Source organism: Nonlabens sp. Asnod2-A12, from assembly GCF_045063745.1.
GTDB lineage: Bacteria > Bacteroidota > Bacteroidia > Flavobacteriales > Flavobacteriaceae > Nonlabens > Nonlabens xylanidelens.
Genome location: NZ_JBEFOB010000003.1, coordinates 2261387 through 2277540, shown reverse-complemented (window position 1 = coordinate 2277540; position 16154 = coordinate 2261387). Strand labels below are relative to the sequence as shown.

Here is a 16154-nt window from a genome sequence, read left to right as displayed (position 1 = left end):
AACGTCCATAACTCCAAATACCGCGTTGATATTGTGAAAGATGGTAAAAATAAGGATTTTTTACTTTCTGTGATGTTTAGATCTTGCAACTAATTAATTTTATAGAAAGGTGAATATAAAAACAGATCGTTAAACGTTTGATTTCAAAATGTCTTTGCCCTACTTTTAGACATCTATACTAGGTATCATTTTTGATAGCTTATTTACTTTATCATTTTATATGAAATATTATCTTTTATTTATAACAGTCGTTTTATTTTCTTCCTTCTCAAAATCACAAACAGATAACAGCCTGTTATGGGAAATTAGTGGAAATGGTTTAGAAAAACCGTCATATTTATATGGTACCATGCATGTAAGTAGTAAAGTAGCTTTTAGACTAGACGATGTGTTTTTTACTTCTTTAAATAAAGTAGATGCTATCGCACTAGAATCTGACCCAACACAATGGATGGGAGAATACTACAAAGAACAAATACTCTCAGTTCAAAACCCATCCATGTCCTATAGATCTTCTTTTTACAAAAGTATCTTTAAACTAGAGCATCCAGATCCTCAAATGGTTAGATCTAGTATAAGGATGAATGATAGAGCATTAAACGGTTATCTATATCGTAAAAGCAGCGAGTCAGATAACTTTGAAGAAGAGACTTATCTAGATATGTTCATATTTCAGGCTGGAAAAAAGGCTGGAAAACCCATAATAAGTCTAGAAGATTTTAAAGAATCTCAATACCTGACTTCAAAAGCCGCGACTAATCCTGGAAAAAAAGATATTGATAAATGGTTGCTAGAGCGTCTAGAAAAAGAAAATCGATATGACATACAAGAAAATGTATATCGAGATCGCAATATTTCTCTACTAGATTCTATAGGTGCGGCAACTAATACAGAGTATTATAGAAAGAACATGCTTTATGATCGCAATGAGAACATGGTACAGGTTATGGATTCTATCATGAGCTCAAAATCAATATTTGCAGGTGTAGGCGCCGCACATTTACCTGGTAAAAAAGGGATGATACAAATGCTGCAACGTAAAGGCTATACTGTAAAGGCATTAACCTCTAAACAAACTGAGCTAGCTAAAAGAGAGAAGAAAAATCTGGACGAGAGTTTTGTTGCTCCTACGCTTTCGCGAAAGCGTACCCCTGATCAATCCATTTCTTTAAATACATTTGATAATCTACGCGAATTTAGCATCAGTAATCAGTCATTTTATATGATGCCAGAGATGACTAATGGTGCATTCTTAACTATTTCTAGAATCAACACTCTCGATTATTTACACACCAATAAAAAAATTATTGATTTAGAATTTTTAAACAATGTGCTTTTTGAAGATATACCAGGAGAAATTATTGAAAAGAAAGAGTTTACACTTCCTTACCCTGGCTTTTCTATTCTCAATAAAACTAAAAAAGGGGATTACCAGAAATACCATATTTATAAAACTCCATTAGAATTAGTGGTTGTAAAATTGGGTGGTAAACTGGATTATGTAAAACGATATGAAAAATCCATATTTGATTCTATCACCTTATCACCTGTCAGTAAAAAGTTAAAAAAGTTTATTGCCCCTTACAACAAGTATGAGGTTCTATTTCCTGAACATATAGTAGGTACCAATATCGATAACCCTGGTAAAACATTTTTACAAGGAACTGATGGAGACTCTTTTTATTTTCTACAAGAATCTCCAGTTTTTGATACCGATTATATCGAAGAGGATAAATTTGAAGCACAATTTATAATAGATGAATTTCTAGAAGATCTAGATTATAAGAAAGAGAGCGGCTCTACAGAAAAAACACCTTATTACAGTTATCGTGCGACAGCTGTCATGGACACTATTACCGACTCTAAAATCCAACTTAAAGCAATAGTAAAGGACGGTAGTTATTATTTATTAGGCTATACAGGAACTGATCAAAAAAATGCCGATACTTTTTTCAATTCTCTATCCTTTAATAAAATAGACTATAAAGAATTTGAAACTGTACAAGACACTGCTCTATTCTTTAACGTTAAAAGCCCTGTTATAGCTCCTACTGCAAGAAACAGATACTCTCGTGATGAGATTAAACCTTATGAAGCGAGTAAGAAAACAACTTACTATACCACAGCTGCAAATGAGCAAATAGAGGTGAAAATGGAAAAGTTTCATGATTTACAAATGTTTCATAAACCTAATGATCTATGGAAAGAGGTAGATACCGAAGACTGGTCTACCATGAAGTTATATCGCAATAATATGCGTGCAAAAAACAAGAAAAAAACTCAAAAGGACAGTCTCTTTATCTATGAAAGAACTTTTAAAGACAGTCTAAGTGCTAAGCATATACTGGCAAAAAGTATGTATTATAAAGGACGCATTTATCATCTTAAAACGGTAATAGATAGCACGGCACAAACATCTCCATTTGTAAGCCAATTCTACGACAGTTTTACACCTAGCGACACCTTATTGGGTAAGGATGTTTTTAGCGATAAAACAGAAATATTCTTTAAAAATGTAGCTGCAAAAGACACCATAGTATTTGAAGCAAGTGGAAAGATAAAATTTAAGGCAAAGGATATCCCACAGATGATTAATTTAATCAATACGGTAGATATAAATGATAAGAGTCTTAAAGACATTAAAGAATACACTCTAGGAGAATTAATGAAGTTAGAGGATTCAAGAGTACTTCCATACATCACAAATTTATACGAGACTTCTTATAATGATCCTGATGTACAACTTATTATACTTAAAGAGTTATTAAGAAATAAGACCACTACAGATCATGATAAGGTACTGGAGTTACTAGAAAAAGATCTTCCTTTAAAACAGTCTGGCATCTCTAGTGCTTTAAATAGATATGGAGATTCTTTAAAATTATCATCTAGATTATTTCCAGACTTACTTACCTATGCATCTATAAGTGAATATAAAGAACCTGTTTATGAGCTGCTAGCACGAGTAAAGGATTCTAATTATGTAAAAAAGAAGGTTTATAAAAAATACCGTAAACAAATAATTACAGATGGAAAAATAGAGATTAAAAGAACATTGAGTGCACGCAAATCTAGTTATAGTTATAACTCAAATGGCTTGCTTACTAGTTATGTAAAATTGATTTTTCCATTTAGAAAAGATAAAAACGCACAAGACTTTTTTACTAAATTATTAGATAGCGGTAAAAAAGAAGCCCTAGCAGAGTATTTTACGCTATTAAAACAGAATGAAGAATCTATACCACTGCGATTACAAGAACTTATAGAAGAAGATAATTCTCTTAAAGCGCAAGTAGTTATCACTGCTTCTAAGAGAGATGTAATGCTCTCTCCACAAGTAACTCAAGAAGAACTAGCAAGGAGTATTGCACTTACTGCAAAATTGTTTGATAAGAATGAAGAACAACTAAGTCTCATAGAAAAGAAAGTAATCACCACAGACAAAGATGATAAAGTAGCCTTATACCTCTTTGAATTTAAAAAGAAAGGAAGTTACCAGGAGCAAACATATATTAGGTACGTGGCTTTTAAACTAGGTCAAAAAAACACTCTAGTAACTAAAACTTATTCTAAGTCCTATAGCAATGGTAAACGTTATGAAACAGATAAAGAAAAAGCCGATGCCATAAAAGAAATAGTAAAAGAACTAAAACACCAGGGCCGCTGGAGAGTACAATAAGACATTACATCTTAAACGGCTTCTTAAAAAAGATAGACTTTAAACCGTACTCTCTACCGTTTTCGGTTTCTTCTATGTGTGGTTTAGGTGCTACAACCATAGCTACACCTAATGGTATAAATGTAGTTAACATACCAGGCTCCATTAACAACATGACTATATATCTAGAAATCAAGAATAATACAGTAAACGAAATACCATAAATAAGGAATGATTTGATTTTAGGGCTCATGATAATTATTTTCTTCAAAGATACCTACATCTTCATTACCTTCTTACCAAAAAGGAATTTAAGCCCATACTCCTTGCCAGACTGTAATTGAGTAACATGAGGTCTGGGTGCAATTAACCAGGCTAATCCAAGAGGTAAAATTATCGACATCGCGTTAGGTTCTTCTATAAATTGCATCATTATAATTCTTAGTATCAGAAATGATGTAAGAAAAATAATCACGTGAATTCCTAACATTTTAAATCTTGGACTCATATTAAATTATTTAAATTAGTATTGAAACTCAACAAAGTTTTACTCTTCCTCGCTTATCGCTGCAGTAGGAGCATAACTCTCAGAGATCCCTTTAAAATAACCTTCTAACTCTGCAAAAGTTCCTGATGTTTTTACTTTATCCATCATTACTTTTCCTTTTTCTAACAACACAACTCTTTGTGCTACCTCAGTAACATGTTGTAAATCGTGACTAGAGACTAAAACAGTAGTATTAGGATCGTCAGCAAGTCCTTTAATAATTTTCTTTAAACGTATTTGAGTAGAAGGGTCCAGATTTGCAAACGGCTCATCGAGAATTACCACTTCAGGATTACCTATTAAAGAAGCAATTATTCCTACTTTCTTTTGGTTTCCTTTAGAAAGATCACGCAAGTACTTTTTCTGTCCCACGGCTTCACCATTAAAAAAGTCAGAATAAGAAGCAATCAGTGCGTCGATATCTGCTTTATTCTGCCCTCTTAATTCACCTATAAAGTAAAAATATTCTTCAGGTGTTAGATAACCTATTAAGAAACTTTCGTCTACAAAAGCGCTCGTAAAAGGTTTCCAGTCCTCGCTCTCACTTATTTTAATATCGTTACTCAAAATATAACCAGTCGTAGGCTGGATCAAATCGAGTAGCAAAGAAAATAAAGTTGTTTTTCCTGCACCATTATTTCCTACTAGACCTATCGCTTGGCCTTTTTCGATTTTTAGCTCTTCAATATTTAGAACAGAAACGCCGTTATATACTTTTGAAAGGTTTGTTATTGAAATCATAATCTTGTTGTATTAAAAGTTGGTTATTATTTCGCTTTCGCGAAAGCGGAATCTAAACAGTCCTCACAGACCAGTTAATCCTTTTGAGCATAAGCTGCTATCGTGTCGTACTTCTCTGTTTTATAGATTTTTTCTATTAAAGTAAAGATCTTATTTCTAAACAATAGACCCAGAACCCCTGTTACTGCAATGGCTATAAAACCATAATTAGAACCCAGTGTCTCACCAAATAAGGCATAAATACCTACCGGTAAAAGCATTTTAGGAATAATCAATAAAAAGGTTTTTGCATTAAAGGCTTTAGAATCTCCAAAAGCTTTTTTAGAACTCATTAAATCTATAGGTGTTTTTACATAAGCACCGCCTAAAAGTACTACAGAGCTATTAAAACCTATGTTATAAGCTGCACCTGCTAGAATAGCAAACCACCAGTCCCAACCAAAGTATAAATAGAAAGTAGCTAATACCGTACTTACTGCAGTTGCTATAACCATTAACCACCATTTACTCATTAAAAAATCGCGGTAAGGAATGTTTTGAGACATCATGAGTTTATAATAACTACTATCCCAAGAAGGTACTAGACCACCAAAGCTGAATAAGAATCCACCTGTTGCAAATATTCCTGCAAATACTTTTCCGTAGTTACCAAACTGACCTGACATAAAAAACAAACCATAGAAAACAATTAAGAAACCTATTATAAAAGTCATTTTGGCTCTTTTATTACGTTTTATTAATTTGATGTCATTTTTTAAATAAGTAGAAATAGAGCCAAAACGATTTAAGAAACTCAAATCTTCTGTTGTAGCTTCTTTGGCTTTAGACTTAAGTCCTGTATCTAAGTACAGTTGCTTTAAAAAATAACCGTAAGCAAAGTAAGCTAGAGATGCAGCAATTAACAATGGAATTACAAAACTCCATGGTTGATTATAAAAGAAGCTGAAAACAGGTTCTGTGTGCTGTGTAATATCATAAATCTCATATCGCTGTAGAATACCTAGTCCTACCAGAATAACTAGCATAGGATAAAAAACTTTATCCATATTATTCATGAAAATATTTAAGAAATTGATACTTAAAGTGATAAAAACGGCAGCAAGATGCCAGCTTATAACACCTACTGGATTATAACCTTGTACCAACAATACTATACTGAATGGCACAAAAAAGAAAGCTGGTAAAATATTAAAAAATGATAGTAGAGTTTTACCTAAAGCATATTTTACAATGTTACTTTTTGAAAATGGCAAATAAAGTAGTGGTCTTATGTTTGCCACTGGCATCTTTTGTAACATATAACGGTAACCTAAATCTGCAGCCAACCAGTAGATAAGAAACCTATTTACTACTTGAAAAGGGTCTGTCCCTGTAATTGTACCATCTTCTATCCCGTCTTCGATTAAGAAGAAACTTACTGCTCCTGCTCCTGCAAATTCTAGAATCAATAACAATGCAAAAAATCCAAGAAAGATTTTAAAGGCTAGATTCTTTTTAAAAGCTGCACTTCTAAAAAAGCTCTTCCACTCAAGGTTGATAAATTGTTTGATCATTTTGGTGTGATTTGATTTATAAGTAATCATTTTGTTAAAAATGTTACAGCTCGATTTCCTTTATTACTTTTGCAACTTTAAATATACCACATGATTTTTCATCATCTTACTATAAAACAAGTTACCAAAGTTACTTCTCAGGCAGTAGAGATTATATTTGATATACCTCAAGCCCTCACAACAGATTTCAACTACATCTCTGGTCAGTACTTAACGCTCAAAGCTACCATAAATGGAGAAGAAGTACGTCGTGCTTACTCTCTATCCAGCGCGCCGCATGAAAATGATTTAAAAGTGGTTATTAAAGCAGTAGAAAAAGGTGTTTTTTCTAACTATGCCATGACATTGCGTGCAGGTGACCAGCTAGAAGTTGCTACACCAGACGGTCTTTTTATTCATGAAAAAAGTGAAACCGCTCAAAATTATTTGATGATAGCAGCAGGTAGTGGTATTACTCCTATTACTTCTATTATCAAGGAAGTACTTACGAATGAGCCAGAAAGCAAAGTGGCCTTGATTTATGGAAATCAGTCGGTAGCACAAACCATTTATTACGAGCAGTTCAATGATCTTAAGGATCAATATGGAGATCGTTTTTTCCTTAAATATTGTTTCTCTCGTGAGGAGCGTGATGAGGCATTATTCGGTCGTGTGAGTAAATCTAACCTCAACTTTTTCTTGAAACAAGAAGTTGCCGATCTCACTTTTGCAAAAGCATACCTATGTGGGCCAGAAGAAATGATTTCTATGGCGACAGATAATCTGGTAGAAAAAGAGGTTCTTACAAAGGAGAACATCAAGTTCGAACTTTTTGCTGCCAAAGAGAATAAAATAGAAATATCAGAAGACAGTCATTTAACTGAGCTTACGGTAATACTCGATGATGAGACGCACACACTTACTGTAAAAAGAGACGAGATTTTACTAGATGCCATGCTTAAAAATGACATCGATGCACCGTACAGTTGTCAGGGCGGTATTTGCAGCTCTTGTATATGCCAGATAGAAGAAGGTAGTGCACAAATGGCAAAAAATGCGATCTTAACCGATAAGGAAGTTGCAGCTGGACTCTCACTAGCATGTCAAGCTTATGCAACTAGTGCAAAGGTTGTGGTGAATTTTGATGAGGTGTAATCATTTAACATAACTACCTGTTATTCAATATTTGGCATTAAATGTCACTGCTTTGTCAAGAAAGTGACAGGTGAAAATCACTTTATTTTTTAGTAAATTCAATAGGTTTATGAAAAATAAAAAACGAATGGAATTTATTGGTAATCGAATTAGTTCTTTGAGGATAGAAAAAGGAATAACTCAAGAAGAATTAGCAGAGCTTTCTAAAGTAAATCTAAGAACGATTCAACGCATAGAGAAAAACGAAACAACACCTAGAAATTCTACTTTAGAATTAATTTGTGAAGTTTTAAAGATCTCGACTTCTGACTTAATAAAAGAAAACTCAGACGATAATAATATTGTTACCATTATTACTAACTACTTCTTTTTAATCGTTTTTAATATCGCATTAATGGGAATTATAGGATTTTTAACTCTTGATCAAAATGCAAATATAAATAGTCGATTTGGCGGTGTGATTACTAGTTTTTTCTTGCCTATTTGTATCGTGTTTTTCACCTCTAAAATGTCAAACGGAGAAAGACTTCTAAAGTATGGAACAGGCTACATAGCTTATTTTATTATGTGTCTCATTTCAATGGGCTTTGGTAAGGCCTGGATTACTGGAATTTACTCCATGCTATTTCCTTGTTTAATAATCTCTATTTTGACTTTATTTTACGGAGATCGATTGCTACCTAAAGATTGAATAAAAATTCAACATGAAAAACTTCTTTCTCATTACCTTTCTAATTCTTATATCAGTAAGCTGTAATAATTCTAAAAACCAATTATTACTAAAGATGATTTGATAGGGAAGACTTTTAATTATACTACTTCAAAAGTAAATCTTCTTTTTGATTTTCAAGATTCTACATTCTGTCGTTTTGATAATCCACCAGATTGCTTTTTATGGGAAATTGTTCAAAAAGAAGGAAGTACTATTTTGTACTTACAAAGTATAACATCAGAAATGCACGGTTATTTTATTACTAGTAAAACAAATGAAACGATAACCGGCTATTCTTTGAAAAATCCTACCTATACATTTGTAATGAATGAAAGGCCTGAAAAATGGAACCGTAAGTTATTACAAGGGAAATGGATTAATGAAAACTTTCTAGATTATAATGATAATGTTCAAGATTTAGAAAAACACCCTATGTCTCTATTACCAGGTCCTAAAGGTTTAAAAGTAATATGGCCTCCATTACTAACATTTAAAAAAGACACAATATATTCTGATGTATATTTTGAAACGGTAAAATCACCTTTTAATATAAGTGGCTCAAATGAATATATAACACTAGAGTTATGGAATGAATATGGTTTTATCGACAAAGTGTGGGAAATAACAACATTAAATGATTCTGTACTCATTGTAAATCAAACATCTGAAGAAGAAATGGGTTCTTCAACTAAGAATAATGTAAGATTTGTAAAACAGAAATAACAAAGCTTTAAAATTGACATGCCAACAATATGCGTTGGCTTAGTTTACATTCTTTATCGATAATAGAATGAAGATCAATATTTTAATTTATCGCCTTTATCCAAACATGCCAAGACAAATACTTGGCATGTTGGTTTCTAAAAAGCTGTTTTAAGCTTAGTTAAAAACCACTATTATTCAAAATCATAATGATGGTATTATTGCGATTTGCTATAAAGTCAAATTTCTCTTTAAGGACTTCGATATCTTCTTTACCGTTATTCATAAACAGTTTTATTAAAGTGTATAGCCCACCTCTTTTATTAGTTGCAAGACCACGATCATGTTCTATATATTGTCTCACTTCAGTAGGTGAGATTTGTGGTATAGAAGTCAATAATTCTTTTACAAAATCATCATTATGCTCCACGACATAGTGATGTAACATTTTTAGGTTTCTTTCATGAACAATTAAAAACTCAGAAACCGTATTTATACTATGAGTATTTTGAGCAAAATCTGCCACCATTTGAAGTGACTTTTTTAGGATATTGTAATCCATACTTATGATTTGATTTCCAAGGGTAGGATTAATTCTACCCTTGGGAAGTAAGAGGTTTTAAATACTCATCTCAGGAATATCTCCATCGATAATCAAGGTTCCTTCTGTCGCGTTTTGAATATCTTCTACGCTTACACCAGGCGCACGTTCTAAGAGTTTAAAACCTTTATCAGTTACTTCTAGAACTGCAAGATTAGTCACTACTTTATTGATACAGTTTACCCCAGTAAGAGGTAAAGAACATTTTTTAAGCAGTTTTGATGCTCCAGCACGATTAGTATGCATCATAGCTACTATAATATTCTCTGCACTGGCTACAAGATCCATAGCACCGCCCATTCCTTTTACCATTTTACCTGGTATTTTCCAGTTGGCTATATCACCATTTTCTGCTACTTCCATAGCTCCTAAAATAGTAAGATCCACATGCTGTCCACGTATCATCCCAAAACTTGTTGCGCTATCAAAAAAGCTCGCTCCTGGCATGGTAGTAATGGTTTGTTTACCAGCGTTAATAACGTCTGCATCTTCTTCTCCTTCAAAAGGAAAAGGTCCCATTCCTAAAACACCATTCTCTGACTGAAACTCTACTTCCATTCCATCAGGGACATAGTTTGCTACCAGCGTCGGTATTCCTATTCCTAGATTAACGTAGTAACCATTCTTTACTTCTTGTGCTATTCTCTTTGCTATTCCTATTTTATCTAACATGATTTTTTCTTTGGTAAACGTTCTCGACTATCGCTCGAACTGACATTGAATTTCCGCACTTGATGCGGAATCTGTTCTTACTTTCTCCAATTTAACTATCCTCTCTTCCTAACAGTCCTTTGTTCAATACGTTTCTCATACTTCTCGCCTTGAAAAATACGCTTCACAAAAATTCCCGGAATATGAATTTCATTTGGGTCTAATTCTCCTGCAGGGACTAGTTCTTCTACCTCAGCAACAGTAATGGTTGCAGCACCACACATAACTGGATTAAAATTACGTGCTGTACCTTTAAATATTAAATTTCCTGCGGCATCACCTTTCCATGCTTTCACAAAAGCAAAATCTGCATTAAAGGCATGTTCTAGAATATGTGGTTTTCCATTAAAGTCTCGTACCTCTTTACCTTCGGCTACTTCAGTACCATAACCAGCTGGAGTAAAGAATGCAGGAATACCAGATTGTGCAGCGCGACACCTTTCGGCTAGAGTTCCTTGAGGGATAAGATCTACTTCTAGCTCTCCACTCAACATCTGTCGTTCAAACTCATCATTTTCTCCTACATAAGAAGAGATCATTTTCTTGATTTGTTTTCCTTGAAGTAATAACCCAAGTCCAAAATCGTCCACACCAGCATTATTAGAAATACAAGTCAGATTCTTTACACCAGATTTTACTAGCTGCGCGATGCTATTTTCTGGAATACCAGACAGTCCAAAACCACCTACCATTAAAGTCATATCGCTTTTAACGCCTTCCAGTGCCTCTTCCACACCTTTTACCGTTCTATTGATCATATCAAAATTCTTTGGTTTAAAAATACGGCAATTAATTGAAGATTTAAAGCGACTATCCATAACACAAGCTTTCTTATTTTGTTAAATTGCTAGCTCTTAATCAACTATTCTGCTTATGTCTTTTAAACATCTTATCGATCCTGCATACAGTAAAAGTGATTATTTCCCTATCGACCTATCGGTTAATAATACTTTTTGGGATGAGAACGATGTGAGTGACATCTCTACATTTGAAAAATATCTAGAAGAAATGCGTACCCTAACCGGTAAATACATCGCTCATGGTGGTTATCTAGAACAACGCGCCTTATATAGAAAATCGGCTAGATTCCGGGCTGGTGTGGTACGCGACATCCATATGGGAATAGATCTTTGGGCTCCAGCCGGCACAACCGTTCATGCTTTTATGGATGGCGTGGTACATAGTTATGCGCACAACGATGATGCAGGGAATTATGGACCTACCCTAATCTTAGAACATGATTTCAAGGGCAAGAAACTCTACACACTTTATGGACATCTCTCTATAAGTGATATGGATAAATGGGAGTTGGGGTTCCGCTTTCGCGAAAGCGAGACCATTGCAACTCTAGGAAAACCAATAGAAAACGGCGGTTATTCACCACATCTTCATTTCCAGATCATGACAGATATGCAAGATTATAAAGGTGATTTTCCAGGTGTTGCAGCGCGAGAAGAACTCGATAGGTATGATGGTGTTATTTTAGATCCTAATGAGTTTATTTTTGAAAAGATATTATAATGCTAAAGAAAGATCAGTTAAGAAAATGGAATACTATAGCAAGTGAAATTCTATACTTTGACAATAAAAGTAATAACTATAATTCAGTCAATTTTGATTTCTTGAGAGAAATAGGAATGCCATCAGAATGTTGGGAATTTTCTTTTGAAAATTTAAAAGAAAAGAACCTGAAAACAGTCAATTATCTGTGGAAATTACAAGATATTAACTACGATAATTTCTTATCAATAGGATCTAATGGGTCAGGAGATCCTGTAGCTATAAATATAGCTACAGAAGAATTTATTTATTTTAATAACGATAATTTTTTTGAAGAAATATTAATTAATTCTAACCTCTCATGCTTTGCACAGTGTGTCCTTAAAATCGATTCCTTCTTAAATAATTTAATTAAATTAGAACCTAATTCAATTTTTGAAAATGAATTTACTGATCAAAGTTATAAATTACTTTTATCTGAACTTAAAGAAATAGACCCTAGGGTTTTCTCTCTTAAAACAAATCACTGGAATATTATGTTAGACAGTTTAAAATGGGAAAGAGATGAAGAACGTAAAGACAGAAAATGAATATGAATATTATTCATTAATGCCATCGCTTTTATGATTCCAAAGAAAGCGGCTTTACTACCCTTTCAATTTTGCTATCTTTACGATCTTATTCAATTATCTATTAAATGAAAAAAAGAGTTCTTATTACTGGTGCGGCTGGATTTTTAGGCTCACACCTTTGTGATCGTTTTATTAAAGAAGGTTACCGTGTGGTAGCAATGGATAACCTTATTACTGGTGATCTTAAAAATATAGAACATCTTTTCCCTCATGAAGATTTTGAATTCTATAATCACGATGTATCTAACTATGTGCATGTTGCTGGTGATGTGGATTATATCTTGCATTTTGCCAGTCCAGCAAGTCCTATTGATTATTTAAAAATACCTATCCAGACTTTAAAGGTAGGTTCTCTAGGAACGCATAATTTACTAGGTCTTGCCAAAGCTAAAAATGCACGTCTATTAATCGCTTCAACTAGTGAGATTTATGGAGATCCACTTGTGCACCCTCAAGATGAGAGTTATTATGGTAATGTAAATACTATAGGACCGCGTGGTGTTTATGATGAGGCAAAACGTTTTCAAGAATCGATGACTATGGCTTATCATAGATTTCATGGTCTAGAAACTAGAATCGTACGTATTTTTAATACTTATGGTCCTAGAATGCGACTTAACGATGGTCGTGTAATTCCTGCTTTTATGGGACAGGCGTTGAGAGGTGAGGACATTACCGTTTTTGGTGATGGGTCACAAACCAGATCTTTTTGTTATGTAGATGACCAGGTAGAAGGAATTTATAGATTGCTACTTAGTGATTATTCTGACCCTGTAAACATAGGTAACCCTAATGAGATTACTATAGGTGATTTTGCTGAGGAAATTATATCCATGACTGAAACTGACCAGAAAGTAGTTTATAGAGATTTACCTCAAGACGATCCACTCAAAAGACGTCCAGATATCTCACTTGCAAAGAAAATTCTAGATTGGGAACCTAAGGTAGGTCGAGAAGAAGGAATGAAGTTAACTTATGATTATTTCAAATCGTTATCTACTGCAGAATTAAACAAACGTGACCACAAAGACTTTACAAAACATATCCGCAGATAGTATAGCCTATCGTAATGGCCGGTTTTCTGGTTTTATAAGACCTCTTTCTTACGTTGTAGATTTAGGTTTGATCATTCTTGCTGCGTCTTATTTTTTTGTAGAAAATTTTGACCTACTCACTTATAGCATTTTTATAGGTATCTGCTGGATTATCGTATCTATGCAACTAGACTTTTACAAGATACGCAGGAATACAAAGTTGACCACTTTACTCATGCGCCTTGCAAAGCAATCTGTCTTTTTTGGTTTTGTGGTATTTGCCTTTTTTGGTTATTACTATGATTTAAATAGAGAGTCTACTCTTATCTTTAATTATATAGCTGCCACAGTAGCTAGCATCTCTATCATTAAAATAAGTCTGTTTTTCATTCTTAAGAATTATAGAAGTGTTCTAGGTGGTAATTATAGAAATGTTGCCATACTAGGTGTAAATGAAGAAACAGAGCGTTTAAATGAGTTCTTTGAGATACATACAGATTATGGTTATCGTTCTAAAAAAGTAGTCGATGTGCATTCTCCTGCGTTCTCCATAAACAGTTTTCTAGAATGGGTCGTAGAACATCAAATAGACGAGATTTTTTGCTCTGTTAAAGAGTTGAATAATGATCAACTAGTAGAACTCACTGACTTTGCAGATAATAATTTGAGAACTCTCAAATTTATACCAGACACCGAGGCTGTACTTTCTAAGCAGTTGCATTATGACTATTACGGCCTGACACCTGTGCTTTCCTTAAGAGAAATACCACTGGATGACGTCGCAAATAAATTTGGTAAAAGAGCCTTTGATATTATCTTTTCCCTATTTGTTATTCTATTTGTTATGTCCTGGTTAACACCTATAGTTGCTATCATCATAAAGTTAGAATCTAAAGGCTCTGTCTTTTTTAAACAAGCACGTAATGGACTAGATTACAAAGAGTTTACTTGTTATAAATTTAGATCTATGGTCCCTAATAAGACCGCACATTTACATCAGGTAACACGTGGTGATCTTAGAATTACTAAAATTGGAAGATTTTTACGCAAGACCAGTATAGACGAGTTGCCACAGTTCTTTAATGTACTTCTAGGAGATATGAGTGTGGTAGGACCGCGACCACATATGGTAAGCCATACACACATGTATGCAGAGCGTATCGATAAGTTTATGGTGCGTCATTTTGTGAAACCAGGCATTACGGGACTCGCTCAAGTAAGTGGATATCGAGGCGAGGTAGAAACTGAAGAAGACATAAAAGGTCGCGTGCGTAATGATATTTATTATATAGAAAACTGGAATATTGCTGTAGACATAAAAATCATCTTTAAAACCATTGCAAATGTTTTTCAAGGTGAAGAAAAAGCCTATTAGATGAGCCTCGTTTCTATCATAATGCCTACTTATAACAGCATGGCAACGGTTCAAGAATCTCTAGACAGCATTATATCGCAAACTCATAGACCGCTAGAAATTATTACTATAGACGACTGTAGTGTTGATGGTAGTTACGCTTTCGCGAAAGCGTATGCAGCAAAAAACTCTTCTCAAGAAATAACTTTTATTACCTTAAAGAACACCACTAATTCTGGAGCTGGAATAACACGTAACAAAGGGATAGATGCTGCAACTGGCACCTACATCGCTTTCTTAGATGCAGACGACTTATGGAAATCACATAAACTAGAAACGCAAATTAACTCTATGAAGTCTCAAGATGCTATAGTATGTTATGGTGCTTATGAGATTTTTAAAACCATACCAGAAAAGCCTATAGCTATCCATAAGGTATTTGAAAAGCTAACGTATCAAAAACTACATAAAAGTAATTATTTAGGTAATCTAACCGGTATTTATAACGCTGCTGTTTTAGGTAAAATAGCGGTTCCTAATTTACGTAAACGACAAGACTGGGCGATGTGGTTAGATATCGTTAAAAAAGCAGGTAGTGCCATAGGTATTCAAGAACCCATAGCTAGTTACCGTTTAGGGGATGGTTTATCGTCAAATAAACTAGATCTAATCAAGTATAACTATGCCGTGTATAGATCGCATTTGGGATATTCTACTATAAAAAGCAGCTGGATGATGTTGCGATTCTTTTATGAGCAGTTTATTGTGAAGAATAGGATGAAAATAAAAGTCGATTTCTTAAAAAGCGAATAATTTATTGAAAAACAATAGGTAAGTTACTATTTTCAATTTTCACTATGTAAAACGGTTGTTGAACTATGTTAAATTCGTTTTCACCAAAGTTGATATTATTTACATCCACAATAATATTAGAGGTGTTTTGGAAGATATGAACTTCTAGATCGTATGCACTAGAAGGTCTCACCTCATCAAAAACAGCGATAACTGTATATGTGTTAAAATCTATAATAGTCTCTGTAAATTGATCTGATACCATATTTACAGAATCCATTGAGGCTATCAAGTTATTCCAAGTAACACTGTCAGTTATAACCCTATTTTGTTCAATAATACCTTCTTGTCCATTACCGTGTAAACTGTTTTCTGAAATTAAAGTAATTGGCACTGAAGTAGAATCATCATCAGAATTACAACTCACAAATACTATTGAGACGAATAAAAATAGAATAATCTTTTTCATTTGGTTTAGTTTAC

17 protein-coding genes are annotated in these 16154 nt (G+C 33.7%); 9 read left to right on the top strand and 8 right to left on the bottom strand.

Going from position 1 to position 16154, the window contains the following annotated elements:
• Positions 1-220: 220 nt before the first annotated feature.
• Positions 221-3679, top strand: a complete 3459-nt coding sequence (locus tag ACJJVJ_RS10415; protein WP_405370152.1) for a TraB/GumN family protein — start codon at positions 221-223, stop codon at positions 3677-3679.
• Between the two features lie 4 nt (positions 3680-3683).
• On the opposite strand, the gene ACJJVJ_RS10410 is transcribed toward ACJJVJ_RS10415, so the two are convergent.
• The 4 genes from ACJJVJ_RS10410 to ACJJVJ_RS10395 all read right to left on the bottom strand — a co-directional run bounded on the left by ACJJVJ_RS10410 (position 3684) and on the right by ACJJVJ_RS10395 (position 6499).
• Positions 3684-3911: a hypothetical protein gene (locus tag ACJJVJ_RS10410; RefSeq protein ID WP_104514174.1), complete on the bottom strand. Its 228-nt coding sequence runs from the start codon at positions 3909-3911 to the stop codon at positions 3684-3686.
• Between the two features lie 24 nt (positions 3912-3935).
• The gene (locus ACJJVJ_RS10405) at positions 3936-4166 is read right to left on the bottom strand and encodes a hypothetical protein (RefSeq protein ID WP_104514175.1); all 231 of its coding nucleotides are present in this window, start codon (positions 4164-4166) and stop codon (positions 3936-3938) included.
• 39 nt (positions 4167-4205) lie between these two features.
• The gene (locus tag ACJJVJ_RS10400; RefSeq protein ID WP_405370151.1) at positions 4206-4946 is read right to left on the bottom strand and encodes an ABC transporter ATP-binding protein; all 741 of its coding nucleotides are present in this window, start codon (positions 4944-4946) and stop codon (positions 4206-4208) included.
• Between the two features lie 74 nt (positions 4947-5020).
• On the bottom strand, positions 5021-6499 hold the full coding sequence (locus ACJJVJ_RS10395; RefSeq protein WP_405370150.1) for a DUF5687 family protein: 1479 nt from the start codon (positions 6497-6499) through the stop codon (positions 5021-5023).
• 90 nt (positions 6500-6589) lie between these two features.
• Between ACJJVJ_RS10395 and ACJJVJ_RS10390 the strand changes: the two genes are divergently transcribed.
• From ACJJVJ_RS10390 to ACJJVJ_RS10380, 3 genes are all read left to right on the top strand, one after another.
• Entirely contained in the window at positions 6590-7633 is a 1044-nt protein-coding gene (locus ACJJVJ_RS10390; RefSeq protein ID WP_405370149.1) for a 2Fe-2S iron-sulfur cluster-binding protein, read from the top strand.
• A gap of 109 nt (positions 7634-7742) precedes the next feature.
• Positions 7743-8324 (top strand): helix-turn-helix domain-containing protein, encoded by a 582-nt coding sequence (locus tag ACJJVJ_RS10385; protein WP_405370148.1) that lies wholly within the window; start codon positions 7743-7745, stop codon positions 8322-8324.
• A 99-nt stretch (positions 8325-8423) separates the two neighbouring features.
• A complete protein-coding gene (locus ACJJVJ_RS10380; protein ID WP_405370147.1) occupies positions 8424-9068 on the top strand; it encodes a hypothetical protein in 645 nt (214 codons plus the stop codon).
• A 160-nt stretch (positions 9069-9228) separates the two neighbouring features.
• Here ACJJVJ_RS10380 and ACJJVJ_RS10375 read toward each other — a convergent pair whose 3' ends face one another.
• From ACJJVJ_RS10375 to ACJJVJ_RS10365, 3 genes are all read right to left on the bottom strand, one after another.
• The gene (locus ACJJVJ_RS10375; RefSeq protein WP_405370146.1) at positions 9229-9609 is read right to left on the bottom strand and encodes a hypothetical protein; all 381 of its coding nucleotides are present in this window, start codon (positions 9607-9609) and stop codon (positions 9229-9231) included.
• 57 nt (positions 9610-9666) lie between these two features.
• On the bottom strand, positions 9667-10320 hold the full coding sequence (locus ACJJVJ_RS10370) for a CoA transferase subunit B (protein ID WP_405370145.1): 654 nt from the start codon (positions 10318-10320) through the stop codon (positions 9667-9669).
• A gap of 95 nt (positions 10321-10415) precedes the next feature.
• The gene (locus ACJJVJ_RS10365) at positions 10416-11117 is read right to left on the bottom strand and encodes a CoA transferase subunit A (protein ID WP_405371249.1); all 702 of its coding nucleotides are present in this window, start codon (positions 11115-11117) and stop codon (positions 10416-10418) included.
• Between the two features lie 115 nt (positions 11118-11232).
• Here ACJJVJ_RS10365 and ACJJVJ_RS10360 point away from each other — a divergent pair, with 115 nt between their 5' ends.
• The 5 genes from ACJJVJ_RS10360 to ACJJVJ_RS10340 all read left to right on the top strand — a co-directional run bounded on the left by ACJJVJ_RS10360 (position 11233) and on the right by ACJJVJ_RS10340 (position 15692).
• Entirely contained in the window at positions 11233-11880 is a 648-nt protein-coding gene (locus ACJJVJ_RS10360; RefSeq protein WP_405370144.1) for a peptidoglycan DD-metalloendopeptidase family protein, read from the top strand.
• Positions 11880-12449 (top strand): SUKH-4 family immunity protein, encoded by a 570-nt coding sequence (locus ACJJVJ_RS10355; protein ID WP_405370143.1) that lies wholly within the window; start codon positions 11880-11882, stop codon positions 12447-12449. Before ACJJVJ_RS10360 ends, ACJJVJ_RS10355 begins: the two co-directional genes overlap by 1 nt.
• 107 nt (positions 12450-12556) lie before the next feature.
• Positions 12557-13546, top strand: coding sequence for a UDP-glucuronic acid decarboxylase family protein (locus tag ACJJVJ_RS10350; protein WP_405370142.1), 990 nt, complete (start codon positions 12557-12559; stop codon positions 13544-13546).
• Positions 13509-14900, top strand: coding sequence for an undecaprenyl-phosphate glucose phosphotransferase (locus tag ACJJVJ_RS10345; protein ID WP_405370141.1), 1392 nt, complete (start codon positions 13509-13511; stop codon positions 14898-14900). The genes ACJJVJ_RS10350 and ACJJVJ_RS10345 overlap by 38 nt, the downstream gene beginning before the upstream one ends.
• Positions 14901-15692, top strand: coding sequence for a glycosyltransferase family 2 protein (locus tag ACJJVJ_RS10340; RefSeq protein ID WP_405370140.1), 792 nt, complete (start codon positions 14901-14903; stop codon positions 15690-15692).
• Between the two features lies 1 nt (position 15693).
• On the opposite strand, the gene ACJJVJ_RS10335 is transcribed toward ACJJVJ_RS10340, so the two are convergent.
• Positions 15694-16140, bottom strand: a complete 447-nt coding sequence (locus tag ACJJVJ_RS10335; protein ID WP_104514187.1) for a hypothetical protein — start codon at positions 16138-16140, stop codon at positions 15694-15696.
• Positions 16141-16154: the final 14 nt, after the last annotated feature.